Source organism: Lysinibacillus sp. (genome assembly GCF_032093475.1).
In the GTDB taxonomy this organism is placed as follows: domain Bacteria; phylum Bacillota; class Bacilli; order Bacillales_A; family Planococcaceae; genus Lysinibacillus; species Lysinibacillus irui.
In genome coordinates this window covers 1-9,499 of the sequence record NZ_DAMDAY010000017.1, presented here as the reverse complement: position 1 = coordinate 9,499, position 9,499 = coordinate 1, and the positions used below count along the sequence as shown (strand labels likewise).

The window sequence follows — 9,499 nt, the reverse complement described above, 5'->3', positions numbered from 1 at the left end:
CGACAGTGTCAGCCGCAGTGCAGTGAAACGAAACGGAGGCCAAGCCCCTGAAAAGCAGGGGCTATTATTTTCTACACGAAAGCGGAGTGCAACGCAACGCAACTGACAGAAAAAAACAGGCCGTGTGTCCACTGCCTGCTTTTTACACCTGTAAAGCTTTATTTACCTCATCACGTACTTCAAAAATATCAAATGGTTTTGTAAAGTAACGAATAGCTCCTAATTCTAAAGCTTCTTTTACCACATCTAACTCGCCATAGGCTGTCATCATAAAGACAGGGAGCTTTGGAAACTTTTCTTTTAAACGCTTCAAAATTTCAATACCGTCCATACCAGGGATTTTCATATCCAATAAAACACAATCCATTTTTTGCTCATCTGCATACTTTAATGCCTCTGAACCATTAGCCGCTAAATATGTAATATAACCTTCCTTTTTCAGCACTTCATTTAAAAGTAAACGAATCCCCTGCTGATCATCGACAATAAGTAATCGTTTCACATCGCATTCCGCCCTTTTTTATTTTTAGTCTTACACAAATACTTTCGTTATTATGTATAATTCTCCTTTTTCAGCTTAATACCTTCTAGTATTATAAATTATCTGCTTTTGCTTTCTATCTTTTCCACCTCTATAATATTGATAGAGGTGGAAACATGTCAAAAATACTAACAACACAATTAAGTGGATTATTACAAAGAATAACCCAAAATGAAGAGGATGCCATCGAGGAGACAGCAAGGCTACTTGCACAAGCAGCCATTGGTGAGGGTCACGTATATTTCATCTGCTTTGGTGAAATGCAAGTTGTAGAGTTCAATGCACTCCAAGCAGTCGAACCATTTAACAAGCTAGCTCCATGGACTTCGGATACAAGCTTAACAGAAGCCGACCGCGTTTGTATTTTTACACGTAGTGCACAAGATCCGGAGGCACTCGCTTTAGCCCAAGAATTAAATAAACGTTTTATTCCTTTTGCTGCTGTAGCTAGTGAACTAGCCGATGCAGAAAATCCTCTTGCAGATTTGGCCTATACGTATATCTCTACACGTGTCAAAGGCGGGTTGTTACCAAATGATTTAGGACAACGAATTGTTGTTCCTCATGCAATGGCTGGCCTTTTTGTATACGAGGCAGTAAAAATTGCTTATGACGAAATGCTCGGCTTTGACGAGGAAGAACTGTAAGCTATTCAAAATAAAAGAGTTGTCTCAATAAACGAGACAACTCTTTTTAATTTATTTAAATGTTGCACCGATAAAATCACGGAACAATGGTTGTGGACGATTTGGACGTGAAACTAGCTCTGGGTGGAATTGACATGCTACAAAGAAATTGTTTTCTGGTAGCTCAATAATTTCAACCAATTTGCCATCAGGGCTTGTACCTGAGAAGACAAGACCAGCTGCTTCCATTGCTTCACGGTATTCATTATTAAATTCATAGCGATGACGGTGACGCTCATAAACAAGCTCTTTGCCGTAAGCTGTGCTTGCTTTAGAGCCATCTTTTAATTTACATGGATATAATCCTAAACGTAATGTACCACCGATATCAACACTATCGTTTTGATCAGGTAAGAAATCGATAATTGGATACTCTGTATTGGCATCAAGCTCTGTAGAATGTGCACCTTTTAGGCCAAGGACATTACGAGCAAATTCTACTGTGGCCAATTGCATACCTAAACAAATACCTAAGAAAGGTACATCATTTTCACGTGCATATTGTGTCGCTAAAATTTTGCCTTCCACACCACGATCACCGAAGCCACCTGGTACTAAAATTGCGTCTGCACCTTTTAAAAGTGAAGCAACATTATCTGCATCTACGTGTTCTGCATTAATCCAGTCAATTTCAATATCAGAATTATATACATAACCTGCATGCTTTAATGCCTCAACTACTGAAATGTAAGCATCTTGTAGTTCTACATATTTCCCTACTAATGCTACCTTTCTTTTATTTGGTAAGTTCTTCACCTTTTCTACAAGTTCGCGCCATTCTTCCATATCTGCCTCTGGAGCTTCAATACCAAAATGATCAAGAACGATATCATCTATATCTTGTGCGTGAAGGTTTAATGGTACTTCATATAAATGCTCAGCATCGCGAGATTCAATAATTTCATGTGGTTGAACATCACAGAATAATGCTAATTTCTCTTTCATATCTTGTGGTACTTCTTGTTCTGTACGTACAACAATAATGTTTGGCTGGATTCCTAAAGAGCGCAATTCTTTTACAGAATGTTGTGTAGGTTTTGTTTTAAGCTCACCAGCTGCTTTAATATAAGGAATAAGTGTACAGTGAATATACATTACATTGTTATGCCCTAAATTTGTTTTCATTTGGCGGATTGCTTCAAGGAATGGTAATGATTCAATATCACCTACTGTTCCTCCAACCTCTGTAATAACAACGTCTGCATTTGTTTCACGACCAGCGCGTTGGATACGGTCTTTGATTTCATTTGTAATATGAGGAATTACTTGAACTGTTCCACCGTTATAATCTCCACGACGTTCTTTCTGTAAAACAGATTGATAAACGCGACCTGAAGTTACTGTAGAATGTTTTCCTAGGTTAATATCAATGAAACGTTCATAGTGTCCTAAGTCTAAGTCAGCCTCAGCACCATCATCCGTTACAAATACTTCACCATGTTGATAAGGGCTCATTGTACCTGGGTCTATATTGATATATGGGTCAAATTTTTGAATCGTAACTTCTAAACCGCGATTTTTTAATAAACGACCTAGAGATGCTGCAACAATCCCTTTTCCAAGAGATGATACAACCCCACCTGTTACAAAAATATACTTCGTCATGAATAAATTCCTCCTTATGATGTACTTAAATCACTAAATCATTTAGGGTTCAAAACAACTTACATTCTAATACCCTAAAAAAAGAAAAGCCGAGAATGTCTACAAAACGTAGTCGATTCGAAGCTGTAATCGGTTCTATCTCTTTTCACTTTCCTTTAAACCTTAAAACTCTAACAACTATTCAGTACCGTTTACTTACATCATGAATAAATAAAAACATTTATATTCATAGCTGTATTAAAAGCATGGGAGAACTAAACTGAATAAAAGTTAAAAACAAAAAAACGCTCCTCCTGCATAGGTTTGCAGGGGGAGCGTATTATATACACGGTCTTTCTCCTTCTTTTAAGGAGCCCAAGTAAAAGATTAAACGGAACCGTGGTAGAAGTCAAGATTTTTTACATTGAGCTTAAAAGAAAGAAAATTCTAAGAGTACTGTATTAGATCTCTTCCTCTTCTTCCTCAAACTCTTCTTCTTCATCAATAAAGTCTTCATCGATCTCTTCATCAATGTCTTCTAATTCATCATCATCAAAATCGATATCTTCTTTATCCTCTTCTTCTTCATCAAGTTCTTCTTCATCAACGAACTCTTCGAAGTCTTCGTCAAAATCAATATCCTCTTCATCTAGATCTACATCATCAAGGTCCTCATCCTCATCAAACGCAGCTTTAGATTTTTTCTTTTGAGTCTTAACTGAAGGTGCTGTTTCTTCTTCAATTTGCTCAACTTTAAACCATTCACGTAAGCCCCAACCTGTTTCTTGATTATATAAGAAACGGCCATCTATATTGATATCTGTGTAAAATTGTAGTAGACGGGATTTCATTTCTTCATCACTATAGCCTACAAGTTCTTGAATTATTTTTAGCAAATCATTAAAAGACACTGAGGCACGTTTTTCATTTAAAACTGCATAAGCTAAGTTAATTAACGATTCTTCTGTTAATTGTTCCTTTGTCATTTCACGAAAATTCAATTCGTGCACTTCCTTTCCCTCATCACAATGGACGTATTAAAATTACATGGTGCTTTATTTTCCAAGCGCAGCAAAAAAGGCCACGCAAAAGGTACTTTCCATACAATAAGCATAATACCCATTATATACAAAGTTTTAGCCCCTTTGCTAGCTTCAATTACTGTTTTTTATATTACGCATTTTTTTTATTCCAAGATAAAACAAATAGACAGATAATAGTAGTAAAGGAATAGCGCCAATTTGCTTATTATACAGGAAAAAGGCTCCCAATACTAAAGCTAATATAATTATGTAGTGAATTACTGCTTTCATCCTCTACCGCGCCTCCCCTTTTTTTTACATTTCTATTATAACGAAAATAAAAAGAAGTGCCTAATCTAAAGACTAGACACTAAATGCTTGAGTTACAAAAATTAAATAAAACTATTAGAAATGATGAAGTTTTGAACTACCATTACATGTTACGACGATATTGTCCACCTACTTCATATAAGGCTTTCGTAATTTGTCCTAAACTAGCTACTTTTACTGTTTCCATCAGCTCAGCAAAAATATTGCCGTTATTGACAGCAACTTCTTGTAAACGTGCAATAGCTGCTTCACTTTCCCCTTCATGCGCCTTCCAGAATGCTTGTAAATTGTGAATTTGTGTTTCCTTTTCTTCAGTTGAGGCACGGGCAATTTCCATATTATCTATATCTGCATCTGAAGGTGGATTTGGATTTAAGTAAGTATTGACACCGATAATCGGTAACTCACCAGAGTGCTTTAGCATTTCGTAGTACATGGACTCCTCTTGAATTTTACCTCGTTGGTACTGCGTCTCCATCGCACCTAGCACCCCACCACGATCATTGATACGATCAAATTCTTCAAGGACCGCTTCTTCTACAAGATCTGTCAACTCTTCTACAATAAACGCACCTTGTAGCGGATTTTCATTTTTCGCTAAACCATGTTCCTTCGTAATAATCATTTGTATAGCCATCGCACGGCGCACTGATTCCTCAGTAGGCGTAGTAATAGCCTCATCATAGGCGTTAGTATGCAATGAGTTACAATTATCTTGTAAAGCCATTAATGCCTGTAGTGTTGTACGAATATCATTAAAATCAATCTCCTGTGCGTGTAGACTACGACCAGATGTTTGAATATGATATTTCAGCTTTTGAGCACGCTCATTCGCACTATATTTATCACGCATAACAATTGCCCAAATACGGCGAGCAACACGTCCAATAACTGTATACTCAGGATCTAATCCATTTGAGAAGAAGAACGATAGGTTTGGTGCAAAGTCATTAATATTCATGCCTCGACTTAAATAATACTCTACATACGTAAAGCCATTTGCTAAGGTAAAGGCTAATTGAGAAATAGGATTTGCTCCAGCCTCTGCAATATGGTAGCCGGAAATAGAAACTGAATAGTAGTTACGCACTTTATGATCAATGAAGTACTGCTGAATATCACCCATCATACGTAAAGCAAATTCAGTTGAGAAAATACATGTATTTTGCCCTTGATCTTCTTTTAAAATATCAGCCTGCACTGTTCCACGCACAACCTGCAATGTTTTCTCACGTGTCTCCGTAAACTCTTCAACTGTCAAAGTACGTCCTAACTCTTTCTCACGCAATTGTACTTGTTGATCAATTGCTGTATTCATGAACATGGCTAAAATAATAGGTGCTGGACCATTAATTGTCATGGAAACAGATGTAGAAGGAGCACATAAATCAAAGCCTGCATAAAGCTTTTTCATATCTTCTAGTGTACAGATTGATACACCTGATTCGCCGACCTTACCATAAATATCTGGTCGGTAATCTGGGTCCTCCCCATACAATGTAACAGAATCAAATGCTGTAGATAAACGCTTTGCATCATCATCCTTCGATAAATAGTGGAAGCGTTTATTTGTTCGCTCTGGCGTGCCTTCACCAGCAAATTGACGCTTTGGATCTTCACCTTCACGTTTGAATTGGAAAACTCCTGCTGTATATGGGAATTCTCCAGGCACATTTTCTTTATAAACCCAACGCAATATTTCACCGTAGTCCTCAAACTTTGGCAATACTACTTTTGGAATTTTCGTACCAGAAAGACTGGTTGTTTTTAAGATTGTGCGAATTTCTTTATCACGAACTTTTGTCACAAACTCATCGCCAGCATAGGCTTCTTTTAAAGCTTGCCAATTATCCAATATACGCTTGGATTCTGCTGTTAATTCGTCCCTAACACCTTCTGCTAAAGAAGCAAGCGATGCGACAAGAGCATCATCTGGCGCCTTTTCCTTAACTGCTGCCATGGCCCCTTCTAATTGGAACAGACGTCGGGCAAATGCCACCTGCTGTTCTGATTTTTTATGATAGCCACGAACTGTATCCGTAATTTCCCGTAAATAATAACGACGGTCATTTGGAATGATAACATCTTGCTTTTGTGTCTTAGCAAATTGCTCATAGCTCGTTTCCCAATTGTAGCCTGTTTTCTCATTAATAATATTTACTAAGGCTGCGAATAATGCATTGGTCCCTTTATCATTAAATTGACTAGCAATCGTACCGTATACTGGCATAGCATCAAGTGATTCTTCCCAAAGCTCTCTTGAACGTTGATATTGTTTTTGAACTTGGCGTAATGCATCCTCTGAGCCTTTTCGCTCAAATTTATTAATAGCAATAACATCTGCAAAATCAATCATATCGATTTTCTCAAGCTGTGTTGGTGCACCAAATTCACTTGTCATCACATACATAGATAGATCCGTGTATTTTGTAATTTCAGCATCACCTTGACCAATACCACTTGTTTCTACGATGATTAAATCATAGCCTGCTACTCGTACAACATCTAGAACATCACCAATCGATGCTGATAATTCCGTACGTGAGCCACGAGTTGCTAAACTACGCATGTAAACACGGTTATTGAAGATAGCATTCATACGAATTCGATCCCCAAGTAATGCCCCACCCGTTTTTTGCTTTGTTGGATCAACGGACAGAATGGCTACACGTTTATCTGGGAATTCCTTTAAGAATCGGCGAATTAGTTCATCTGTTAAAGAAGATTTCCCTGCTCCACCTGTTCCTGTAATCCCCATTACAGGTGTACCTTTAGAACGCTTTCGTGCCTCATCCAACATTTCTTTCGTAGCTTCATCATCATTTGACTCAGCTGCTGTTATTAAATTTGCTAAAATTTCTGGCGTATCTGTTGTTAATGCCTCTAATTTCTCTAAATAGTTACCTGTTGCAGTAGGAAAGTCTGTTCCTTTAATTTGCTCATTGATCATTCCTTGTAGCCCTAATACACGGCCATCCTCTGGTGAGAAAATTCCTGCAATGCCATATGCATGAAGCTCTTTTATTTCCCGAGGTAAAATTACCCCTCCACCACCGCCATAAATTTTAATATGAGGTGCTCCTTTTTCACGCAGTAAATCATACATATATTTAAAGTATTCCATATGTCCGCCTTGATAAGAAGAAACAGCAATACCTTGTGCATCTTCTTGTATCGCAGCATTCACGACTTCTTCAACCGAGCGGTTATGACCTAAATGGATTACTTCCACACCGCTCGATTGTAAAATGCGTCGCATAATATTGACTGAAGCATCATGTCCATCAAAAAGACTCGATGCTGTCACAAAACGTACATGATTTTTTGGACGATATACTTCTACCTTTGTCATATGAAATCCTCACTCTCTCCCCTTAATGAATTGAAAAAAGCCGGCAATTGCAATGTCGCTGTATGCAATTACCGACAAACCCCTTACGAAATATTAGAACCCCTTTATGCCTGAAATAAACAATGTAATTTGCATATCAATAAACTCTTCAATTGAATGCTGACGATGTAATGCCCATTTGCGGAACGCCCAACTTTGTCCTGATACAACTAAGTTATTGGCTGCTAAATGGATTTGCTTGTCTGTCATTGTTAATTCTCCAGACTGTACACAACGCTGTAGCAATCGCTCAAATGTAGCAACCATTTCAAATTCTTTACTAAATACATAGCGTTGTGCTTCTTTTGATAATGATTTGGTTTCTTGATACATGATTGTTAGCTCATCAACCATGCTATCAATTTGCAGGAAATATTCTCGAATCATTTCTTTTAACTCATCGATAGTTCCCGCTTTAATCTCGTAACTCGAAAGTCGCTCCATCGCATGGTGATAAATACTATCACATACAAGATAAAGAACGTCTTCTTTAGTTCGAATGTACTCATACAACGTACCGATACTAAAGCCAGCAGCTTTTGCAATTTCTCTCGTCGTAGCACGGTGAAAGCCTTTTTCTTTAAATAACTTAATAGCTCCCTGAATCATTTGTTCACGACGAATGGCGATTAAATTTTCATCTTTTACGGTTGACTGTACTTGGGGCCTTTTATCTTTTTCAGTCATCGATTATTTCGTTAACATACGCGAGATTACTAGACGTTGAATCTCCTGCGTACCCTCGTAAATTTGTGTAATTTTGGCATCACGCATAAAGCGCTCTACCGGATAATCTTTTGTATAACCATAGCCACCAAATACTTGAACCGCCTCTGTCGTTACACTCATTGCTGTATCACCAGCCATCAATTTCGCCATTGCAGATGCCTTCCCATACGGTAGGTTATTAGACTCTAACCAAGCCGCTTGGTATGTAAGAAGTCGAGAAGCCTCAATTTGAGTAGCCATATCTGCTAATTTAAAGGATACACCTTGATTGGCAGTGATTGGTTTACCAAATTGTACACGTTCTTTTGCGTAGTCAACTGCTGCATCAAGTGCTCCTTGCGCAATTCCTACAGCTTGAGCCGCAATACCATTACGTCCACCGTCTAGTGTCGTCATAGCAATTTTAAAGCCTTCCCCTTCAGCACCTAGTAGATTTTCTTTTGGCACACGACAGTTTTCAAAAATAATTTCTGTTGTTGGAGATGAACGAATCCCTAATTTCTTCTCTTTCTTACCTACAGAAAAACCTTCGAATCCAGCTTCTACGATAAATGCTGATGTACCATGTTTTGCCTCTGGATCAGTAACAGCAAATACAATATATGTATCCGCCACTCCACCGTTTGTAATAAAGATTTTTGAGCCATTTAAAATATAATCATCGCCATCACGTTTTGCATATGTTTTCATGCCGCCTGCATCTGAACCTGATCCTGGTTCTGTTAAGCCGTAAGCTCCAATATGTTTTCCTTCAGCCATTGGACGAAGATATTTTTGTTTTTGTTCTTCTGTACCGAACTTGTAAAGTGGCCAGCCTGCCAATGACGTATGTGCCGATAACGTTACCCCTGTTGAAGCACAAACACGTGATAATTCCTCGACAGCAATGACATACGCAAGGTAATCAAATCCTGCGCCACCATATTCCTCAGGCCACGGAATACCCGTTAACCCAAGCTCTGCCATCTTATCGAAAATAGCACGGTCGAATTCTTCATTCTCATCACGTTCTGCCGCTGTTGGCGCCACTTCATTTATCGCAAAATCACGAATCATTTCACGTAATTGTTCATGCTCTTCTGTTAACTGAAAGTTCATTGTCCATTTCCCCTTTTTAATTAGACTCTGTTCTGTAGCTACCTGTATGCTGTTATGTCGGCTGAAGGATTTCGATCGCTTTGAGCGGATTTCTCACAATTTGGAGCCGGTCTCCACA

At 38.3% G+C, this 9,499-nt stretch carries 8 protein-coding genes; 1 reads left to right on the top strand and 7 read right to left on the bottom strand.

Annotation, left to right across the window (positions count from 1 at the left end):
* Window positions 1–142: 142 nt before the first annotated feature.
* Window positions 143–502: a response regulator gene (locus RT445_RS06140; protein WP_274795532.1), complete on the bottom strand. Its 360-nt coding sequence runs from the start codon at window positions 500–502 to the stop codon at window positions 143–145.
* 155 nt (window positions 503–657) lie between these two features.
* On the opposite strand from RT445_RS06140, the gene RT445_RS06135 reads away from it, so the two are divergent.
* Window positions 658–1,188: a DUF2529 family protein gene (locus RT445_RS06135; RefSeq protein WP_274795531.1), complete on the top strand. Its 531-nt coding sequence runs from the start codon at window positions 658–660 to the stop codon at window positions 1,186–1,188.
* A gap of 51 nt (window positions 1,189–1,239) precedes the next feature.
* Here the strand turns inward: RT445_RS06135 and RT445_RS06130 are convergent, their stop codons facing one another.
* The 6 genes from RT445_RS06130 to RT445_RS06105 form a co-directional block, all read right to left on the bottom strand.
* The gene (locus RT445_RS06130; RefSeq protein ID WP_274795530.1) at window positions 1,240–2,832 is read right to left on the bottom strand and encodes a CTP synthase; all 1,593 of its coding nucleotides are present in this window, start codon (window positions 2,830–2,832) and stop codon (window positions 1,240–1,242) included.
* Between the two features lie 440 nt (window positions 2,833–3,272).
* A complete protein-coding gene (gene rpoE, locus RT445_RS06125; RefSeq protein WP_274795529.1) occupies window positions 3,273–3,812 on the bottom strand; it encodes a DNA-directed RNA polymerase subunit delta in 540 nt (179 codons plus the stop codon).
* Between the two features lie 153 nt (window positions 3,813–3,965).
* On the bottom strand, window positions 3,966–4,124 hold the full coding sequence (locus RT445_RS06120; RefSeq protein ID WP_274795528.1) for a hypothetical protein: 159 nt from the start codon (window positions 4,122–4,124) through the stop codon (window positions 3,966–3,968).
* Between the two features lie 142 nt (window positions 4,125–4,266).
* A complete protein-coding gene (gene icmF, locus RT445_RS06115) occupies window positions 4,267–7,515 on the bottom strand; it encodes a fused isobutyryl-CoA mutase/GTPase IcmF (protein WP_274795527.1) in 3,249 nt (1,082 codons plus the stop codon).
* 93 nt (window positions 7,516–7,608) lie between these two features.
* Window positions 7,609–8,241: a TetR/AcrR family transcriptional regulator gene (locus tag RT445_RS06110; protein ID WP_274795526.1), complete on the bottom strand. Its 633-nt coding sequence runs from the start codon at window positions 8,239–8,241 to the stop codon at window positions 7,609–7,611.
* Between the two features lie 3 nt (window positions 8,242–8,244).
* Complete coding sequence (locus RT445_RS06105; RefSeq protein ID WP_274795525.1) at window positions 8,245–9,381, bottom strand: acyl-CoA dehydrogenase; 1,137 nt, start codon at window positions 9,379–9,381, stop codon at window positions 8,245–8,247.
* Window positions 9,382–9,499: the final 118 nt, after the last annotated feature.